This is a genomic window from Armatimonadota bacterium, assembly GCA_036504095.1.
Classification (GTDB): Bacteria; Armatimonadota; DTGP01; order JAKQQT01; family JAKQQT01; genus DASXUL01.
In genome coordinates this window covers 1-20819 of sequence record DASXVS010000041.1, presented here as the reverse complement: position 1 = coordinate 20819, position 20819 = coordinate 1, and the positions used below count along the sequence as shown (strand labels likewise).

The following is a 20819-nucleotide window of genomic DNA, read 5'->3' as shown; positions in this document are numbered from 1 at the left end:
TATGTTCCTTGTGAGAGCGGAATCAACACCGAAGGAGGCAACCATGCTGTACGCTTATCAAAACGGAAACGGCGCTCACCCGCAGCGCCTCAAGAACTACGTTGCGATCGTCCTGGACGAGTCGGGCTCAATGGACGCGATGCGGAGGGAGGCGATCGACGCCTTCAACGAACAGGCCGATGCCATCCGGACCGCCGCAGCCGACCAGGACACCCGAGTGAGTCTGGTCAAGTTCAACACCGTGGTGCCGAACCCCGTGTACTGGAACGAGCCGGTGGGCTCTCTCGCACGGCTCACGGCCAGGGACTATTGCCCAACGGGCCTCACGGCCATGCTGGACGCCGTCGGCTTGACCATCGACCGCCTGAAAACGATGAAAGACGCCGGTGAGGACCACGTCTCTTTTCTCGTCATCGTTATCAGCGACGGCTATGAGAACAACAGCAAGAGGTTCACGTACCCGCAAATCGCCAAACGCATCGGCGATCTCCAGAAGACGGACCGCTGGACGTTCGTCTACCTGGGATCCAATCAGGACCTCAGCGTGATATCGCAGGAGATGGGCATCCACCCGGACAATGTGGCGTCATTCAAAGCCACATCCGAAGGGATGAAGGAGGCGGGCAGTGTCCAGGCCGCCGCCACGATGAACTACGTCGCCGAACGCCGCGCCGGAATGAAATCAAGCAAGGCGTTCTACAAACGCGATGCCGATGTCCCGCCCACGCCGGAAGACACCGGCGAAGGCAACTTCTGGAACACAAGACCCTGACCCCGGGGTGGTGTGCGGCAGCAAGCTGCCGCACTCCACGCCGGCTTACGCCGCCGGCTTCGGCGCCACGAACGTGTACGTCCCGGAGCCGACTTCGAACACAGCGCACCCATCTTCCTGCCGAAGGAGCTTGACCCCCTCCGCCGATACCGCCGCTTTACCGCCTTCGGTCACCTGGTCTGCGGCCGCCGCCGGCACCCACACCTCGGCGGTCGTGTTCGCCGGCACAGTCACGTTGAGCTCGAAGCGTCCGGCTTCCGTCGACCACACGCTCACGATCCGCCCGCGTATGGAATCATAGGTGGCGCGCGCGTGGGTCAACCCTCCGCCCGGGCGCGGGTGGAGCACGATGCGCTTGAACCCGGGGTGCGTCGGATCGGTGTCGATCCCGCCGATGTTGGCGTGCATCCACTGGTCCACAGCGCCGAACGAGTAGTGGTTGAACGAGTTCATCCCCGGATCGCCGAACCCTTCCGTCGGCGTCCAACCGTTCCACCGCTCCCAGATGGTGGTGGCCCCGTACTTGATGCTGAACAGCCAGCTTGGGAACTCGTCCTGCAGCAGGAGTCGGTACGCAACGTCGGTGCGCCCGTTGTTTGTGAGCGCCGGGTTGAGTAATCCGGTGCCCACGAACCCGGTGGACAGCCGCCACCCGCGCTTCTCGATGTCATCGACCAGGTATCCCAGCGCTTTCTGGCGCATCGCGTCCGGCAGCAGGTTCATCGAAAGCGCCATCACGTAGCACGCCTGCGTGTCGCCTTTGATGCGGCCGTCCGGCGCAACGTACGCCGTGTTGAACGCCGCCTTGATCCGCTCGAACAGCGCGTGGTAAGTTGCCGCCTCGTCGGGCTTGTTGATGGCCGCGGCCATTCGGCCCAGCAGGTCCGTGCTGTACGCGAAGAATGCGGTGGAAATGACGTCCTTCGGCGTGTCCGCACCGATGCTCAGCCAGTCTCCGAACCCTCCGTCCGGCCTCAGCAGGCCTTCGCTGTTGGTCTCCATCCAGGCGATGAAACGGCGCATCGCAGGGTAGTGCCGTTCGATGATCCGCTTGTCGCCATAGACCTCGAACATGGTCCACGGCACGATCACCCCGGCGTCACCCCACGCCGGCGATCCGTCCTCGCCCAGGATATCCGGCGAGACATTCGTGAACGCGCCTCCCGGGCGCTGCGCATCTTCAACATCGATCATCCATTTCGTGAAGAACGCGCTCACGTCCGCGTTGGTGCACGCGGTGCGGACGAATACCTCGGCGTCGCCCATCCACCCGAGGCGCTCATCGCGCTGCGGGCAATCGGTCGGCACTTCCAGGAAATTGCCGCGCTGCCCCCACACAACGTTGTGCTGAAGCTTATTCACCAGCGGGTTTGACGTGACCAGGGTTCCCGCCTCCGGCGCGTCGGATCCGACAACGACGCCCGTGATGGCATCGAGGCCCGGTGTGCCGGGAAATCCGGTCACTTCAACGTAGCGGAAGCCGTGGAACGTGCTCATGGGCTCCCACGTTTCCTCGCCACCACCCCGCAGCGTGTAGGTGTCGGTGCACCGGGCGGCGCGAAGGTTGGTCGTATAAACCGTCCCGTCCGGGTTCAGCATTTCCGCGAATCGCATCGTAATCTTCGTGCCGGCGGGCCCAGCGGCCTTGAGGCGGACCCAGCCGACCATGTTCTGCGCAAGGTCGTACACGAACGCGCCCGGCTTGGGCTCCGTGATCGCTTTCGGCTTCAGTTCCATCAGGCGCCGAACGGGGACACCGGGATACGCGTCCAGCGTGGCGGGCCACGCTTCACGTTCCTCTACCGCCCCCCATGAGGCGGCGTCCGCCCCGGCAGTATCCCAGCCGGCGACTTCCCGGCGGGCATCATACGTCTCGCCCATCAGCAGGTCGCCCTCAACGATGGGGCCGTAGGCCGTTTTCCAGGAACTGTCGGTTGCGACCATCTGCTTCGATCCGTCATCCCTCGTGACCTCAAGCTGCGCCAGCAGACGCGGCCGGCCGATGCCGTACAGATTGCGCCGCGACCCGAATCCCACGTAGCCGCAGGCCCAACCATCGGCCAGAACGACGCCGATGGCGTTATCTCCCTGCTTCACCAGCGATGTGACGTCGTACGTGCGGTAATACACGCGCTTCTTGTAATCGGTCCAGCCCGGTGCGAGAAGCTCATCGCTCACCTTGCGCCCGTTGATGCTGGGTTCCACGACGCCCAGCGCGGTAACGTAAAGCACGGCGCTCTTCACAGGCTTCTCGACACTGAACGCCTTGCGCAGATAGGGCGCCGGCGGCAGCGTCAGGTGCCCTTGGCTGCCCGGTATCCCCCACGGATCGTCGCCCATTTTCGCGATAACCTCGGCCTGCGGCCAGGACTGATCGCTGAATCCCGGAGCCGTCGAGCCGTGCGGCGTGCCCTGAGCGCTTTTCCACGAATCGTCTACGTTGACCGTGATGCGGTCGCCCGGATCGAGGCGGACTTTCAACACACCCGCCAGCCCGCACGCGCCGCCGGCGTTCTCCGCCTGAATCGCCAAGGTGTTGTCGCCCGGCGTGAGATAAGACGCCACGTCAACAGTGACCGGGCGCTTCCAGGCGTCCGTCTGGCCGTCGCTCTTTCCGGCGAGGTGCCCGTTCACATACAGCGTGAACTGGTCGTCGGCGGTAAGCACGAACCTCGCTTCCTTGATTCCGTTGCCGGCCGGTATGGCGAAAGAGCGGCGAAACGTCCGCGTGCCCTTCGGCCCGCCGCTCAGCGCGTTCTCACCGGGGTACCACACCCACGACAGACCGCTCAGCGGATTCGCGGCGGCCGACGGCGACACTGGCGGCTTGGGCGCACTGATCCATTTCGCTTTCCAGTCGGTGCGGTTCAACAGACCCATCGTCCACCGGGCCGGCGCGCTCCACGCGGAAGGCGAACCGTCCCGATCCCACGCCCGGACCTTCCACCAGCACTCCTGCCCGGACTTCAGCACGCTGCCGCCGTAAGCGTGATGGGCCGTCTCGTCCGATGACACCTTGCCGGTGTCCCAAACGTCGCCGCTATCCGCGTCGAGCTTTTCGCGCGAGGACGCAACGATGATGCGGTACGCCGTCTGGGTTTCCGCGCGGCGGCCGGACGTCAGAATCCAGCTCAGCCGGGGGTGCGCGATGTCGATGCCGATCGGGTTCGGGTGGTATTCGCACCGAAGGTTCCCGACGGTCATGGCGCTTGCGGCGCCGGCCACGGATGCGCTGAGCGCCATGGCGATGAGTCTCCTGTTCATAGGGGTTTGGTCTCGTTTCACGTAACGTTGGGGGGCGCAAAGAGGCGGCGCCCGCTTTCCCACATTGTAACGGGAAACCGGGCGCAATATGTAGCACGGCCGACCCGGCTGTGGACGAAAAGTAGGTCGGGCCTCCGTGCCCGACACCAACGTGGCGCCGCCCTCCGCCTCCGCGATTCCCGGTAGGTCGGGCCTCCGTGCCCGACACCGACATGGCCCCGCCCTCCGCCCCCGCGATTCCCGGTAGGTCGGGCCTCCGCGCCCGACACCAACGTGGCCCCGGCCCCCGCGATTCACGGTACGACCGGCGTCCCGCCGGTTCACCGGCACGGAGGCCGGCGCCACCCGAGGCTACTTCACGATGATCTTGTGCATCCCCTCCGAGAGCTTCAGCGCGGTGGTCTTCGTCTTCGCATCATACGTGAACGCCGCCTTCTTGCCGTCCACACTCACGGCTTTCGGTTTGGCCGATCTGAACCGTATCCTGGCGGCATCATCCAGGCGAACCGACAAGACGGTGAAGCTCGACTTAGCAGAAGCTCCGCTGACATCGGCCGGCGCCGTGCTAGCCCAGCCGAGTCCATGCTCGTCGCGAACATAGGTAGCGTGGGAGAACATGACGGAAGCAGTTAGGGTCTTGGAGAGAACTGCGGCGCATAACGCCCGGGCATCCGACCCTCCCCCCCCAAACTCCCAGCGACCCGGACGGTCACTGAAGACGCAAAAGGCCTTTTGTGCCGTTCCGTCGACGATGACAAACTCCACGCCGTCCTTGACCTGACGGGTGACCTTCGGCGCGGCCTTACCCCCCTTCGGCCCCACCTGGTAGATCGACAGGCCGACAACACTGCTCACCGGTTCCGGCGTCTCCGCGTTGAGGTGATACTCGTCCGGATACACGCCGGGCTTCTTGCGCTCCGGCTGGGCGTCCTCGGGGAACCCGGCCCAGGGCTTCATTGTGAGGCCGGCCGGCTCGATGATGCGGCCTGACAGCCCGGCTCTCTCGCCGCCCGTGCTGAAATCCTGCCCGTTGACGGCAATTTCCGACTTCCCGTGCAACAGCCAGGTGATCTTCGAAGGCTTCGTCGGCCGGATGACGTCTCGCACCAGGAACGTGCTTGGCCGGATGAACAGCACCTGGCGCCGCCATGATTTCAGCGTGCCAGGCGCGTAGGCGTTGGCGGCTTCCCCCTCCACAAAATCGAGTCCAGTGTTGGACGAGACGAAAGACACCACCTTAGACGGTTTCGGCGGCGCGATCTCCTGTCCCTTGCCGTTCACGAAGATCGTGTTGTGCGCCTGCGGCGTGAAAGCCCAGTTGGTATGGTGCGGGCTGCCGTAGTAGTCGTAATAGCCGCTGTCCACCGCCAGAGGTTCACCGCCGGAGTTGATGAGAAACCCGTTCTGGTCGGGGTGGTCGTGCCCCTTTTCGCCCTTTACCGCGAGGTGGGGACCGCATTTCAGTCCGAACTGTGTGTCGTTGGAATCGGCCAGGTCCGTTCTCATCACCACCCACCCGCTGTCACGATACCAGACGCCGAGCGGCAGATCCTTGCCCGGCGCCTTGGAAGGCAGGTTGGGGTTCCGCGCAATCAGCGTGTACAGCGCCGGGATCGGGTTGCTGGGCGGCGTGGTTCGCATCGAGTCTGCGTACCATTGCAGCGGCGGGTCGCCGGTGTTCCTTGCGGCGTTGTAGGCGGTCATGCGGTCCCAGTTGTCCGGACCGGTGAAGTTGTTGTCGTTGAACTTGATTCCGCCGGATGCCGGCGGGTGGGTGTACAGGCGGAAATAGCCGACCTGCTTCAGCCACGGCACCTGGTACGCGTCGATGCCGGTCGCGGAGCGGAGCGCATCCGCCCACTGGTACACAAAGATCAACGTGTACGAGATGTAGTGCGTGCCTTCGTGCCAGTCGCCGTCCTGGCCGCCCAGCGGGAGGTATTCCGCGAAGTAGAGTTTGCTGGCATAGCGCCACCATGCGTCTGCCTCCGGGACCTCATTGGCCAGGGCCAGCCCCGCTTCCGCCAGCGCCGTGGTCTGGAACCACGCGTGGTTGTTCCACGAGTCGTAGGTGTACGGATTCAGGTGCTTATACAGGGCCTTGCCGCGTTCCGCGATGCTCCGGCGCAGCGTATCGCGCTCCGCCGGCGTCCACTGGTCATACAGCCAGTCGTACGAGAGCGCTAGGGCGTGGAGGACGTCGTGCGCGTCGTGGTCCACGCCCTCGATACCGCTGGCGCCGTGCGGGTCCCATCGGGCGATCCCCAGTGCCCAGCGCTTCGCCTCGGCCAGATCGGCCGGATCCTGCGTCACCACCCAGGCGAATGCGGCGGCTAGCACGTGGTTCTGCGCATCGCCGCCCGCGTCCACGATGCGCCGCCACTCGTCAACCGTCCACTTGCCGCCCGGAAAGCCCGCCGGATCGGCCGGAATCGGCGTTGCCGTCTCCTTGTCCACGTACTTCCTCACCGCGTCCCAGTACGGCTTGCCGATCTCGGTCCGGCACGCCTGCCGAACCCGCACTTGCTCCTCTTTGGTCAGCAGAAGCCGGGGATGCGGCCGGACGTTGGCCGTCTGAAACGCGTCCATCTGTCTGAGCCAGGGCGTCAGCGGCACGCCTGGCGCCGCGTGCGCCGCCGGCGGCGCCACCAAGGCGAGGAGCGGGAGCAGATATCGAGGTTTCATGTGCTTTCCTTGCAGTGAATATGCCTTGGCCGCCACGGTAGTGTCGGCGTCCCCGCCGACAACCGTCGGCAATCATTGTCGGCGTCCCCGCCGACATACATCGGCAATCGTTGTCGGCGTCCCCGCCGACACTACCTCGCGATGCAACCTTGCCGCAACACCTACCCCATCCACCGGTCCACGTGTTCCGCCACAAAATTGTCGTCGGTGAGGTACGGATACGCCGCGCAGACGCGGCTGATCTCGTCCGCCTGCCCGGGCGAAAGGCATTCATCGGGGTCGAGGCACCACGTTCCCGCCATCAGGCCCTGCCGCCGAAGGACCTCGTGGATGCCCGGTATGCACCCTTGAAAGGCGTGGGCCGCGTCGAATATCGCCGCGTTGGCGTCTGTGTACGCGGCCGCCGTCGTCAGCCATTCCGCGTCCAGCGAATTCCCCGCTCGCGCCGCCTTCACCTCCGCGTGAATCCCCACCGCGCGATGCGTCCACACCGCCCACTGGCCCAACAGCCCGCCGGCGATGGTTCGTCCGCCGAACGGGAACCGCGTCAGCAGGTCTGCGATGATGTTGTCGTCGTTCCCCGTGTAGAGCGCGATGTCGTCGCGCCCCGCCTCGGCCACCGCCCTCACCACGTCCAGCGTCTGGTAGCGGTTGAACGGCGCGATCTTGATGGCGATCACGTTCTCAATCTCGGCGAACCGCCGCCAGAACGAATAGGGATACTCGCGCCCACCGACCGCGGGCTGCAGGTAGAAGCCGAGAACCGGGATCTCCCCGGCGACCGTTCGGCAGTGCGCCAGAACGTCGTCGGCCGGTTCATCCGCGAACGCCGCCAGGCTGAGAAGGCCCGCGTCATAGCCCAGCAGCCGGGCGGTGACGGCCTCCTTCACGGCCTGTTGTGTGCGCCCGCATACGCCGGCCACCTTGATAAATGGCCTCGGCGCCTCCGCCAGCGACGCGTCGATCGTCTCGGAGGCGATCTGCAGAACCGGCTCGAACAGCCCATAGCGCGGCTCGCGGATCGCGAACTGCGTCGAATGAACGCCAACCGCGAGTCCGCCCGCGCCCGCGTCCACGTAGTATCGCGTCAGCGCGCACTGCCGGCGCTCGTCGAGTTTCCGCTCGGCCGTAAGCGCCAGGGGGTGCGCCGGGATGACCTGCCCGTCCAGCAGGTGCGCTCGAAGGTCCATGGTCAGAACTTCCCGTCGAATCGCTCGAAGCCGGTCGGCTTGTTCAAGGTGCGGCCGCCGCGAAGCAGCCAGGCGGCGATCCACCCGATCATGTCGTCCACCGAAACCCCCGGCTTCCCGAACAACGCCAGCGACCGCCCGGCGTTGCTGAGCAGCGCTTCCGGCGCTTCCTTCCCGGCGAATTCCGGCTCGCGACCGAAAAGCCGCCCGAAGCGCACGGCGACTTCGCGGATGGAAATCGTCCCATCGCCCGTCACATTCAGCACGAAAGGCGGGACCGCCGCGCGTTCCAAAGTCTGGATCGCCCGAGCGTTGGCGTCTCCCTGCCAGATGACGTTGGCGTAGCCCATGGTCACATCAACCGGCGCGCCGCTGAAAACGCGCTGCGCGACATCCACCAGCACGCCGTAACGCAGATCGATGGAGTAACTAAGCCGGAAAAGCGACAGCGGCGTCCGGTGCTTGTGCGCGAACCACGAGAAGACGCGTTCCCGGCCGACGCATGAGTTCGCATAATCGCCCAGCGGCTCGAGATCGTCGGTTTCAACGGACCCGCCGCTGTCCACGGCCGCGTTCGCATAGACGCAGCCCGTGGAAAACGCCAGCAGGCGGGACGCCTTGTAGCGCTCCGCCACATATGCCGGGACGATCGTGTTCATAGCCCACGCGAGTTCCGGGTGCTTGCTCGTTCCGAATTTCTGCCCGGCCATGAAGAACACGTTCTCGGCATAGGGCAGGCCGGCGTATGCCCCGGAGTCGAGGAGGTCGGCCCGGATCGTCTGAACCCCGGCCGCGTGAAGCCCGGATTCGGCGTTGGGGTTGCTGAAGCGCGCGACGGCAGTGACCCGCGCGGTCCTGCCGATTTCGTCCAGCCCGCGCCGGATCATCCGCGCCAGCGAAGGCCCCATCTTTCCGCTCGCGCCAAGCAGCAGGAAGTCGCCTTCGAGACGGCCCAGCGCCTCCAGCGCGCCCGGCGTGGGCCGTGAGATCATCTCGTCAAGTTCATATTCGGTTTCGGGCCCGGCGGCTGGTTCGCGCAGGCCATCCGGCTGGCCCGCGGGCAGTGGTCGTGATATCGTGGTTTCCATGGATTCTCGGAGTCTGTATGTATGTATGGTGAGAGTATTCAGGCGAAGCGCAGGAGGATAGCCAGGTTGTCGTTGGGCGCTTCGATCAGGCGGTCATATGCTTCATTCGCGGACGTGAAAGGGTACTCGGCGGTCACCAGCGGCGCCACCTGAAGCCTGCCCGCTTCGAGCAGATCCAGCGTGCACCTGAGGTTACGGCCTTCCGTCCACGGCGCGATCCCGACGGGCCATTCGTGGCCTTCGCGTTCATAATTCGGGTCGTATCGTCCCGGCCCCGCCGCGCGGGACACGCGGACCGTGACCTCCTTCTGGAAGAGTTCCTCGCGCACCCATTCGGTGCGCACGTTGCCCACAATCTGCAGGCGCCCCTTGTAGCCAAGCGCGCGGAGCCCCTGCTGCGCGGGCGCGGCGCTGTCCGGCGTTCCGGCAACGACAATCACCGCATCCAGCCCCTGGCCGCGAGTCATACCCTCGGCAGCCGCCAGGAATTCATCGGGCGTCGTCGCCATATCCGCGCCCAGCCGGATCGCCATCTCGCGGCGCGACGGCAGCGGGTCGGATGCCACCACAAACGCACCCGCGGCGCGAACGAGTTGGGCGACCATCTGTCCGAGCACGCCCAGCCCGAGAACGCCAACCCGTTCTCCCAGACGGACGTCCGCTTCCCGGACGCCGTGCATGGCGATCGCCCCGATCCCGCCGAAGGCCGCCTGCTCCAGCGGCGCCCGGGCCGGCGCGATGAGGTTCTGCCCCACCGCGCACCACTGGGAGTGGGAAACGTACGGTCCGCCGTACACGGCCACCGGCGTGCCGGCCGGAGGGCCGCTGTATTCGGAGCCGACGGCCTCCACAACGCCTGCCCCGGAGTAACCCAGGCGGGCCGGAGCGCGCTGAGGATCGGGCCGCCGGCGCATCTCGATCATGCCGGTCGTCTCCGTGCCGGTGCTGACGGCGCCGACGGCCATCCGGATGAGCGCCTGCCGCGGCAGCGCTTCCGGCATCCCGGTTTCCTGGATGTGCACCGTGCCGTCACCGTGAACGTATATGGAGGAGTTCTTCATAAAGTATTTTCGTCGCATCTGCTTCGCGCGCGGTTACCCGCGCCGGCCCGGCGTGTGCCGGCCGTGCTAGCCGGGGAAATTGTCGAACATGTCGCCAGGGGCGCCGTTATCGGTAATCTTGGTGGGAATCTTGTCCGCCGATAGCGCCTGCGCATGCGTGTCGAAGAACATCGCGTTCAGACGGCCCTGGTGGCGCGGGAACGGACGCACGAACGCGATCCCTCCACCGTCCCAGTTCTTCGGATCCCACGGCACGTAGAAGTAATAGATGTCAGCTCTGTATGTCGGCGCGATCTTCTTGTCCTCTTTCCAGTCGATCGGCGCCTTGTCCTTCGTCGATCCATCGATCACCGCGCAGTCGCACGACCAGACAGTGCCGGATGGGTCCTTCACGAAGCTCGTCGGCTTGCTGTTGTAATGCCCGTAGCCGGGGTAGTCGCCCACTCCGCTGCAGATGTACCAGTTCACGCCGTACGTCGTCGGATATTGGGCATAGCTCGGATCGTTCAGTTTGTCCCGCCGAAGCAGGTCGCTGGGACACGTGAAGATCTCGAGGCTCTTGGTATAGGGCTGAAGAAGCTTCGTGAAGCGCGCCTGGCCGAACACCGCGTACGGAACGAGCTGATCGTCGTAGTCGCCTTCGTACATCTTTGCGGCGATCCCAATCTGTTTCAGGTTGGAAATGCAATTGATGGCCTTCGCCCGTTCGCGCGCTTTGGCGAAGACCGGGAACAGGATGGCGGCGAGGATCGCGATGATGGCGATCACCACCAGCAGCTCAATCAGCGTGAACGCCCGGCGGTCTGTAACGTTCGGTTTCATTTCTATCTCCAGGGTGGCCGGCCCTTTCGGGCCGGCCATTCTGTCCTTCAACGGGCGATTACCACCCGGACTCCAGGCCGTTCACCTTGCGCAGAATGCGCAGGGCGTCCAGCATGTCCACCTTGTTGTCGCTGCCGGCAACGTCGCCTTGCGTGCGGCCGGCGAGGGCTTCCACGCCGCCGGCGATGCGCACGGCGGCAAACGCGTCCGCGTTCGTCACCTGTCCGTCGCCCGTCAGGTCACCCTTCACAACGGGCGGATGGACGGCGCTCACGAATCGGAGAGTATTCCACGCAAACGCCTGCTCAAACGCGTATGCCGCGGCGTAGGGAAGGGCGCAGGTGGCGGAGAGCTCTCCGGTCTGCGCGCGCTGGCGAACGAACATCGCGCGCCACTCCGTACCCACCACCGGCGCCGTCACGTTCAGCCCCTGGCTGTCGTTCAGGCCCATGTTCCCGTCGTGACACGGAATCGAGAACTCAACCGACCAGTTGCCGTTGGTGCTATCAACGTGGTTGGCCGGGTTGGTGGCGTCGAAGCCCGTGATGTTCTCGACGTTGCGGATGTGGTTCGCCGTCGGGCCGGTGCGGATCGTCCCATCGGTGTAGCCGACCACCGGCTGGTTGGCGTTCACGCCGATCTGCCACGCCGAATTGGCGAAGCCGATGGCGGCGCTGTTGGTGGGGTCGATGAACATTCCCAGGTAGTCGTCGGCCCAGATGCTCGTGCCGCTTCCGCTCTGGTCGTTTCCGATCCAACCGGCTACGAGGCCGGGGATGTTCGGTTCGGCGCCGACCATCGCGAAGTAGAGGTTGTTGTCGTCCCACAACGCATACGCCGTCGTCGGAACGGCCGGAGCGCCGCTGGAGTACCTGTAGGACAGCGGAATCGCCGCGGAGTTCTGCCATTCTGCGGGGTTCACGATCCCGTCGATGGTCGGCGGAGTGCTCGCGCGGGCGATTTCGATCACCGGGACGGGCTGGCCAAGCTGGAGGTTGAAGAGCGTCTTGCCGGCCGGCGCGAGGTTTTTCCCACCCACATACGCGGACTGATAGCCGCCCTTGGACGCCGCCACCCACACCTTCTGCGTCAGGTCCGGCGCGAACGGGGCGTAGGCGTTCAGGTCGAACGTATAATCCCCGGCGGCGTCGGTAGTGGCCTCATAGGCAGGCTGGGCGTTGGTCAGGTTGATGTCGGCGAAGTAGTCGAAGAGGATGCGGACCCTTGCCCCCGCGGCAGGCGTGCCGTCTGAGTACGTCACATTGCCGCCGACAGCCTGGGGGATCGTCCCTGTGAACGTAGTGTCATCGATGAACGCGCCGCCGACGTTCCACACCGTCACCGTGCGGGTGGTCTGTCCCGGGTACGAGATGGAAACGGTGGCCTGTCCCGTGGGGACGTTAGTGAGGACGTAGACGCCGTTGCTCTTGCTCAGCGCCGTCCGGCCGCCGGCTGTAACCGAAACACCGGACACGCTGTTTCCGGCGGAGTCCACCACGCGCCCGTAGATGGTCCCCGTGGCGAGAGAACGCTTCGCCTGGAAGTGTGCTTCGTCGAAGTAAATGCGGCCTCCGTACGTGGCGATCTGGTTCGCTTCCGTAGCGCTCAAAACGGAGTAGCGGGTGTAGGTGGTGAACTCGTACGGGTAGATGTAGACGTTCCCTTGGTTGAGCCACGTCCAGACGCTCGTCTGGCCCGGCGCGGCGGTGTTCGCCCCGGTAATCGCACCCGTGTCAAAGGAGGTGTCGTAGGACAGATAAGCGCCCGGGTTCGGGTCGCCGGCCACCATCGCCAGATTGGTCCGCGACGCCGCATTCGTCTTGATGGCGCTCAACTTGCAGAATACGCCCTGCACCATCGGCTGCCCCGGGGTGACCGGAACCGCGTAGGGAAGGTCCTCATTTAACAGGGTCTGCCCGTAGGCCGGCGTATCCGGCCCCGGATTGACGGCTTCCAGGTACAGAGCGCTGGCGCCGGCGGCGCCCTGGGTGGCGTCCACGCCCCATTTGCCCGTGTTGCGAGGGCTCTGAACCACCCACCCGACCGGAAGGCCGGTGGTTGAATCCACCTGCTCGAACGACGGGTTCTTGAGGAGGTTGTTGGTGGCCTGGGCGACTTCGGACCGGGCGCTCTCATTGATGACCACGGACGGGTCAACGGCCGGCGCGGTCTCACTCAGCCCGGCGAGGGTGACGGCGTAGAACGCCTGAGTGATGTCGCCGGGGGTCGTATCTACGTACTCCAGAGGCGCGATGTGCGGCACCGGCGTGGCGTTGATCTTGGTCCAGGGACCGGTTTCCGCGGGGGCGCGGTACACATTGTAGCCGATCGGCGTGAAGGTGATGCCGCCCACGGTCGAATTGCCGCTGAGAGCCCAGCGGATGCTCACGGACGGGCTGGCGGCGGTCGGGTCCACAATGGTCGCGACTGGGGCAACCGGGCGACCGGCAAGCGAAAGGGAAGTGAAGGCGTCAACGGTCAGGTTAGCGCCCGGTACAAGGTTGAAGCCGCGTGTGACGGTCGTGTAGGTGCTGTTCCTGGTATCGAACGTCGCCGCCGCGCCGGCCGGAGCCGACAGGTATTTCAGCAGGTAGGCGCCGGGTTCAAGGCCGGGGAAAGCGTAGGCGCCGTCGGTCCCGGTGACCGTGGTGGCGATGGGGGCGGTGGCAAAACCGCTCCACAGTTCAACGGTCTCGTTCGCGAGCGGCTGCCCCCCGTCGGCCACGATCACGCCTGAAACGCTGCCGAGCGCGGTTCCGGCGGCCGGAACCGGGGTGAGCGGGAGCATGCCGATATCCTGGTTGCCGACGCCGAGCCGGTTTTCGAAGAACTGGCCGGGATCCTGGGTGCGGAAGACGAGCTTGTCCGCCGTGGCGGAAGGATAATCCTCATTCCCATTTGAACTGGTGATCTGGCGGAGGCCCTTATTGGCGATGATCGCCGCCTGGCCCTGCGTGTTGTCCTGGTCGTCGATGGCGTAGATATGGAACTTGCCGTTGTCGGGGTAGAGGCCGGCGTCGAAGTAGATCTCGCCGTTGACCGCCCCCTGGCACGGGTTCAGCAGCGTGGGGAGCGCAGTGGCGCCGGGCGTCCTCAACAGCACGTTGTCGGTAAGGCGGACCATGTTGTCGCCCATTTTGTCGCCGTCGTTATCCGTGATGTCGCACTTGAAGAGATCCCAGTACATCGGCCACGGCTTGGCCGGAGGCGGAGTGGTGGCGGTCCATTGCCGGTCATAGCTCTGCGCGGAGAAGACGAGGTGCAGGCCGTCCGCGGTGAACCTCTGGCGGTTGCCGGTGCCCAGAGCTCCGGCCGCCGTGCCGGAGAAATTCGTCAACTGGATGGGCACGTTCGTGGCCGATTCGGGAGTCAGGTTCCCGTTGGCGTCCACGGCGTTCATAATGAATAGCTGATAGCCCTGGAACTGCGGCGGGCTGCCGGTTCCGGCGCCGGAGATCGAGTTGCGCTGGGAAGCGAAAGCGATCTTGGTACCGTCGGGGCTCCAGACCGGATAGGACTCATAGCCGTTCGTTGAGCCGGGGACCCCGTAGTTGGACATCTGTGTCCACGTCCCGAGAAGCGTATCGTAAACGAAGAGGCGCGTTGGGCCCGTGCCATTTCCGGCGGGAGTTGTGCTGGATCCGCAGAAATTATGCATCGCGATGTAGCGGCCGTTCGGCGACGGACAGGGCCACTCTTCCGAGTTGTTCTCGTGCGGGCCTCCGGCGAGCCGGGTGCGTCCGGTCCCGTCGCTCTTCACCGTCCACACGTCGTTGCTGCGCATCACCAGGCCAGGCAGTACGCTCTGGTTGGATGTGCCGCTCACGGTGAAAGCGGTGGAATTGGTATAGGCGACGATGGAGCCGTCGAAACTGATGCGCGGAACGAAGTCGCCGAGAACCGACCCTTTGGTGAGATTCGTCATCGGTCCCGAGACGATCTGTGCCCTTGCGGTAGTTCCCAGAGCCGCTGCTGCGAGCGCCACTGGAAAAATCCATTTGCGAAGTGTCATGTTGTTACCTTTGGTACCGCCCATCCGGGCGGGGCTAGGATTCGACTGAGGCTGCGGCGATAACGGGGTAGAAACTGTCTCGCCGCAGCCTCAGTCGTTTCTCATTTCCGAGGTGGGGCCGTGGACTCGCGAATCACGAATTCCACGGGCAGCATGTCGGTTTCGCTCGATTGTGCGCCGCGGGCCACATCGTCCAGCAGGCGCGTGGTTGCCAACTCTCCTAACGCCTCGATGGGGTGCCGCACAGTCGTGAGCGGTGGGTTCATGTAAGCGGCTGTGTATGGGTCGCCAAACCCCACCACAGACACGTCCGTGGGGATGTGCAGGCCGAGGCTCTGCATCATTTCCACGGTTTGCATGGACAGGTAATAGCCGGCGGCGAACCACGCGGTGGGCCCATCGCCGGACATCGACAGTTCCTTCAGCCGGCGGGTTGCGCCGGCATCCATCTGGAAAGATGAAGACGTGACCTCGTAGGAGGATGAGGCCGGGATGCCCGCCTCTTCCAGCACTCGCTGGAAACGCGCCGTGCGGACCATGGACGAGCGCAGGTACGTGGCCCCGTTCACGATGCCGATCCGGCGGTGGCCCAGTTCCAGCAGGTGGCGCGCCGCGAGTTCCGCCCCGGTCCCGTTGTCGAAGTCCACGCTCGCGATCGCGTAGGACTCCCATGACGCGCCGGCCACGATGAATGGAAGCCCGGTCTCCTGCAACGTGAGGATTTGCGGCAGAGCGTAAGCGGGTGGCATCACAAGCAGCAGACCATCCACACCCATCTCCGCCGCCAGGTCCACATAGTACTCCGGCGGTGGATCCGCGCCCTCCGCCCCCCACGCAAACGAGAACTTGGCGGGCCGGGTGGCCGCCAGGTTGTAGATCCCGTGAAGCATCGACGCGCCGTAGTGCCCGCCATCCGAATCCTTGCGCCAGTGCAGCACCAGGCCGATGTGCGCCGGCACCACCGGCTTTTCGAGGTCGGCGATAAACGTGCCGCGACCCACTTCGCGGATGATGAACCCATCGCGGACCAGACCCTGGATGGCGTGGTTGAGCGTCATCTGGCTGACCCCCAACGCGGGCGCCCACTCCCGCTCAGCCGGGAGTTTGTCGCCCTTGCTGAGCGCCCCCGACCGGATCTGCGTTTCGAGCCAGTCGCGCAGCTGCTGGTACCGCGGCATGGGGTTCGCGGGATCGCAGGGCGGACGTTTGGGATAGAAAGCCGAGTTCATGTGCGCCAGTGTCCAGTTCCGGGAAATCGCGGGCCGCTGCGCCACCCGCAGACAACGCTTGCTGTCAAAGACAGCATAATTATATAATCATTTTTACCGGCTGTCTAGTGCCCCCTCAATCCGTTGTCCAAATGATCCAAAGCAAAACGGGCATCCTGCCCGTTGCCGCCCGGAGCACCTTCAATTCCCTATCCGGTGAGGCAGGTCGGCCCGACGGCCCCGTCCTGGCGCCCCACCCCGGGAAAGACTGCCGTGCTTCGGCGCTTGAGGAGGCGCCACACTATGATTCGCATCGGCGTAGTGAATATCGACACGTCCCACCCGCTGGCGTTCAGCGCCTACTTCCGGCAGGGCGATCGCGCCCGGTACGCCGCCGTCTACAACGACTCCTTCCGCGGCGACGAGGAGGTCGAGGCGTTCATCCGGAACCACGGCCTCGACAAGCGCTGCGCCACCATCGAGGAACTCGCCGACTCGGTGGACGTCGGCTTCATCCAGGGCGTCAACTGGGACAAGCACGTCGAACAGGCCCAGCCGTTCATCGACCGCGGCAAGCCGGTCTTCATCGACAAGCCCATCGTCGGCAATATTGCCGACTGCGGGAAGGTCGAAGCGCTCGCCGCCGCCGGCGCGGTGATACTCGGCAGTTCCTCACTGCGATACGTGAAGGAAACCACGGATTTCCTGGCTATCCCGGTTGAGGAGCGCGGCGAGATCGTCAACGTATACGCCACATCCGGCGTGAACGACTTCGACTACGCGATCCACGCGGCGGAAACCATCGGCGGCCTGCTGGGACCGGGCGCGGTATCTGTAACCTGTTGCGGATGCGGCGAGGTCGGCGGCGCGCGCTCGGAGACCTACTTCGTGCGCCTCGACTCCGGCCAGAGCGCGGTCTACAACCTCTGCATCGGTGTGTGGCAGCCGTTCGAAGTCGTTATCACAACCACCAAATCGACATACCAGTACTGCGTGGACACGGGCATCATCTACCACCCGATGCTCGACCTCGTATGCGATGCCGTCAAAACCGGCGCGCCGTTCATCGTCCCGGTCCCGGACATAACGGAAAGCGTCAAGATCCTCCTCGCCGGCCGCATCTCCCGCGAGAGGGGCGGCGCCACGGTAGCGCTCGCGGAAATCCCCGACGACGATCCCGGCTTCGACGGCGCCGCCTTCCAGGACCACTACGCCGCCAAAACCACGAAAATGTACCTGCGATAGGTTTTGGACCTTCGGCCGCGAACGCCATGAATGGCCTCGATCCTCTGCCCGTTCACGGGCATCACGGCCGAAGGCCACTCTGCCGTGGGATTCCTCCCACGGACGTGAGCGCGTGAGACGGCCTCAAATGGACGGTATTGGGGTTCGGGGCCAATGATGGTGCTGAGGTCGCGCCATTCTGAACGAAAAATCCATTCCTGCAGAGCACAAAACACACGGGTGACCGCCATCTCTGTCGTCCGGAGGACGATCGGCCGAAGGCCCTCCAGACGGGTACTTCAGTGCCCGGTCGCTGGCCGGCTTCACGGCCAACCGCCCGCACCGTGCTAAACTCCAAGTGTAATCCCTTCCCAGGAGCGCGCCTTGCGACCATCGGTACTCAGAATCTTCCTTCCGGCGGCGGCCGTTGCGGTCACCCTGTGCGGCTGCCACCGCGAGAAGCCCGCCGCCCGACCGGCCCCCGGGGTAACGCCCGGCCCCGTCGCGACGGCGACCACCGATCCCGAGGTCCTGGCCGCGCTCCAGGACCACCCCATCATCAAGCTCGCCGTGTCCCCCGCGGAGAGCGGTTCCATCCCCGTTCGCCGGAAGCGGTTGTATTACGTCCGCGGCGGAACCCTCACCACGGTGCGCAGCGCATCACGCGATATGGTCTCGGATATGATCACCCGCGTGGGCGGCGTTGGCGGGCTGAACGGCACATTCTTCAGCGATGCGCGCGTCGCCGGCCGCGGAAACAAGATGATCGGCCCGCTTCTTACCGGAGCGAGCCACGAATACGCCCCGGTCGATCCCAGCGACGCGCCGCGCTGCGTGGGCCGCCCGCTGGTGATCCTGGACGGCGCGCAAATCGCCATTGTGCCCTACGCGATGTGGATGGGGGACTCCGAGGATGCGTTGCGCCGCGTGCTCCCCGGCGTGACGGACGCGTTCCTCGCGGGCGGCTGGCTCGTCCACAACGGCGAACCCGAAACCGAGGAATCCATTCGCGCGAACTGCGTTGCGGACGCGATGGATTTCCGCCGCCGCGCCTTCGTCGGCATCGACACGGCGGACCGCATCGTTCTGGGAGCCACGGACTACAGCATCGACAGCCGTCGCCTCGCAACGGCACTGAAGAAACTTGATATCCGCGAAGCCGTGCTGCTCGACTCCGGATTCAGCACATCGCTCGTCTGGAGAGACAGGATTCTGGTAAGCGGCCACAGCCGGCGCGACATGCCCAGCCGCCCCGTGCCGCACGCACTGATCGTGATCGACTCAGGTGTAAGAGGGAACCCATCGTGAAGCGTCTGATCGTACCCCTGATAGCCCTGCTTATCGTTGGCGGAGTGGCCGCATACCTCTATTACGGCCCGAGCCTGAACCGGACGCCCATCGTCGTCCACCCGCCACGGCTCAAAGCGCCGTCAAAGCCCGAAGTGGCGGAACTGCCCGCATCGGATCGCGTGTGGACCGCCGGCAAGGACGAGATACCCGTCATCATGTATCACGATGTCGTCCCGCGCAAGCAGGTCTGGTTCGACCTGACGACCCGTGCGTTCGAAGAACAGATGCAGGCGATCAAGGACGCGGGCGCCAACGTGGTCCCGCTCTCGGACGTGGTCGAGCACTTGAAATCCGGCAAGCTCCTCCCTCCCAGGCCCATCGCACTCACGTTCGACGACAACACCGTGGGCATCTACGAGAACGCCTTCCCGATCCTGCGCAAATTCGGTTTCCACTCCACCCAGTTCGTCCACACCGGCAAGGTCGGCGTGAAGACCGAGAAGGGGCATTGCACCTGGGACCAGCTCCGCGAGATGCAGGATTCTGGCCTCGTGGAAATCGGCTCTCACACGGTGGACCACCCCGCAGATCTCCGCATACTCACCCCGGACGAAGTCCGCAGGCAGTTGACCGATTCCAAAGCGTCCATCGAAAAGGAAATGGGCAAGCCGTGCCGCTATTTCGCCTACACCGAAGGAAACGGCGACGAGCAGACGGCGCAGATGGTCGCGGACGCCGGCTACGAGGCCGCCTGGGGCGAGGCGCGCGCGTGGGATGCCGCGCCCGCCGACCGCCTGTTCCTGGCCCGCTTCGCGCCGTTCCGCCTCGAGGATATCCTCGCCCGCTGGAAAGGCGAGGACGCCCGTCCCGCAACCCTGCCCGCCGGCACGACGGTGAAGATTCCCACCGCGGCCAAAGTCCACACGGAATCGCCGGACGGCCTGCCCATCACGCTCACGAACGAGGTCTGGGCCGGAATCATCCCCAATCCGGATAATCCCGACGATCTGGGCGGCATCATCGTGCCGGACATGCTGTTCAACGCGACGCTCGCCGGTAAGGCCCCGCCGGAGCGGCAGTGGGAGTGGACGGGGCGCCCCTTGGTGATCGGCAATCCGGACCACGCTTACATAGTCGCCTACCAGCCGTGGATCGGCGTCTCGCCGGATGGGATCAAGGTGCTGTGGCCGGAAACATCGTTCGCCGTGGTGGGTTCGGAGCAGATTCTGCACGAAGGCGCGCCCGTGGAGGCCGCCGTCTGGCAGCGCGGCAGGCGCCTCGCCACCTTCATCGGCTGGAAGACCGACGGCACGCCGGTCCTGGGCAAAACCAATCACCTCTGCCGCCGCGAGGCCCTGATCTCCGCGCTTCAAGCGCTGGGCGTGAAGGAAGCGGTCCTTCTGGGGCGGTAGCTGGAGGTGGGAAGTTGGAGATTGGAGGTTGGATTTCGGAATCCAGCCTCCAACCCCCTGCCTGTCAACGGCTACGCGGGATTCCAGGCTTCTTGCGGTTCGCCTGCTGCCCAGCGTCCCCCCTCAAACCATGGCGCCAGCATGCTTTCGATCGTCGCCATGGGCCTCCCCCGGAAAACTGGCCCACGTGAGATGATAGGATGAACTCCAGGAAAGGAGTCATCCGAAGTGAAGGGAGAGCGCCAGTGCGGTGCAATTGGAAGGCGATACAAGAAGCCCGGGCAGTGTTTTGCAAGAAGATTACGATAAACCGATAGACTGAATTTACACTGGCGGGGGTTGTGCAAAAATCGCCAGGATGGTTTTGTATCATTCATATCCTGTTTATCGATATTGATAATGACGATCAGAGTGAACTTAATCATCGCTTCACTTGTCGTGATGTCCCATTTGCTCCGAGAAACTCTCCGATGTCATGTCGAAGCGCTAGCAGTTTGATGGGATCCTGGAGATAGCCCTCAAAGTAGTATTCCCCACCCGCACCCATGTAGCTGCCGCCTGCTGCTTCCGCTCGTTTGAGAAGCGCTTTACCTCGCGCCAATACTGCGGAACTACTTTCGCTCTTTGGCGACTTTTTCGTCCTGTTAATCTGGTCGCTGAGCATACATAGATATTCATGGTCCTCTAGCCCCTCGCGCATGAGCTCGAATCGGATCGTGCTCATTGGTTCTCCATATTTGCTTGTCATGCTGGGGAACCACCAGTTGTTGCCGAAATTACGCTGACTGCCG

General features: G+C 64.6%; 13 protein-coding genes. 4 read left to right on the top strand and 9 right to left on the bottom strand.

What is annotated here, in order from left to right; genetic code table 11:
- Positions 1-43 precede the first annotated feature (43 nt).
- Positions 44-772 (top strand): vWA domain-containing protein, encoded by a 729-nt coding sequence (locus VGM51_08190; GenBank protein ID HEY3413022.1) that lies wholly within the window; start codon positions 44-46, stop codon positions 770-772.
- Positions 773-817: 45 nt separating this feature from the next.
- Here the strand turns inward: VGM51_08190 and VGM51_08185 are convergent, their stop codons facing one another.
- The 8 genes from VGM51_08185 to VGM51_08150 form a co-directional block, all read right to left on the bottom strand.
- Complete coding sequence (locus tag VGM51_08185) at positions 818-4036, bottom strand: glycoside hydrolase family 78 protein (GenBank protein HEY3413021.1); 3219 nt, start codon at positions 4034-4036, stop codon at positions 818-820.
- Positions 4037-4387: 351 nt separating this feature from the next.
- A complete protein-coding gene (locus tag VGM51_08180) occupies positions 4388-6721 on the bottom strand; it encodes a DUF4962 domain-containing protein (protein HEY3413020.1) in 2334 nt (777 codons plus the stop codon).
- A 161-nt stretch (positions 6722-6882) separates the two neighbouring features.
- Positions 6883-7911, bottom strand: a complete 1029-nt coding sequence (locus VGM51_08175; protein HEY3413019.1) for a dihydrodipicolinate synthase family protein — start codon at positions 7909-7911, stop codon at positions 6883-6885.
- Positions 7912-7913: 2 nt separating this feature from the next.
- Positions 7914-8999 (bottom strand): NAD-dependent epimerase/dehydratase family protein, encoded by a 1086-nt coding sequence (locus VGM51_08170; protein HEY3413018.1) that lies wholly within the window; start codon positions 8997-8999, stop codon positions 7914-7916.
- A gap of 38 nt (positions 9000-9037) precedes the next feature.
- Entirely contained in the window at positions 9038-10060 is a 1023-nt protein-coding gene (locus tag VGM51_08165) for a zinc-binding dehydrogenase (GenBank protein HEY3413017.1), read from the bottom strand.
- Positions 10061-10126: 66 nt separating this feature from the next.
- On the bottom strand, positions 10127-10882 hold the full coding sequence (locus VGM51_08160; protein ID HEY3413016.1) for a prepilin-type N-terminal cleavage/methylation domain-containing protein: 756 nt from the start codon (positions 10880-10882) through the stop codon (positions 10127-10129).
- A 58-nt stretch (positions 10883-10940) separates the two neighbouring features.
- Positions 10941-14894, bottom strand: a complete 3954-nt coding sequence (locus VGM51_08155) for a carboxypeptidase regulatory-like domain-containing protein (GenBank protein HEY3413015.1) — start codon at positions 14892-14894, stop codon at positions 10941-10943.
- Positions 14895-14995: 101 nt separating this feature from the next.
- Positions 14996-16123 (bottom strand): GntR family transcriptional regulator, encoded by a 1128-nt coding sequence (locus VGM51_08150; GenBank protein ID HEY3413014.1) that lies wholly within the window; start codon positions 16121-16123, stop codon positions 14996-14998.
- Between the two features lie 282 nt (positions 16124-16405).
- On the opposite strand from VGM51_08150, the gene VGM51_08145 reads away from it, so the two are divergent.
- From VGM51_08145 to VGM51_08135, 3 genes are all read left to right on the top strand, one after another.
- Positions 16406-17347, top strand: coding sequence for a Gfo/Idh/MocA family oxidoreductase (locus VGM51_08145; protein ID HEY3413013.1), 942 nt, complete (start codon positions 16406-16408; stop codon positions 17345-17347).
- Between the two features lie 363 nt (positions 17348-17710).
- Positions 17711-18634: a phosphodiester glycosidase family protein gene (locus VGM51_08140; GenBank protein HEY3413012.1), complete on the top strand. Its 924-nt coding sequence runs from the start codon at positions 17711-17713 to the stop codon at positions 18632-18634.
- On the top strand, positions 18631-20028 hold the full coding sequence (locus VGM51_08135; GenBank protein HEY3413011.1) for a polysaccharide deacetylase family protein: 1398 nt from the start codon (positions 18631-18633) through the stop codon (positions 20026-20028). The genes VGM51_08140 and VGM51_08135 overlap by 4 nt, the downstream gene beginning before the upstream one ends.
- 421 nt (positions 20029-20449) lie before the next feature.
- Here VGM51_08135 and VGM51_08130 read toward each other — a convergent pair.
- On the bottom strand, positions 20450-20819 hold a 370-nt coding region (locus tag VGM51_08130), incomplete at its 5' end, for a hypothetical protein (protein HEY3413010.1).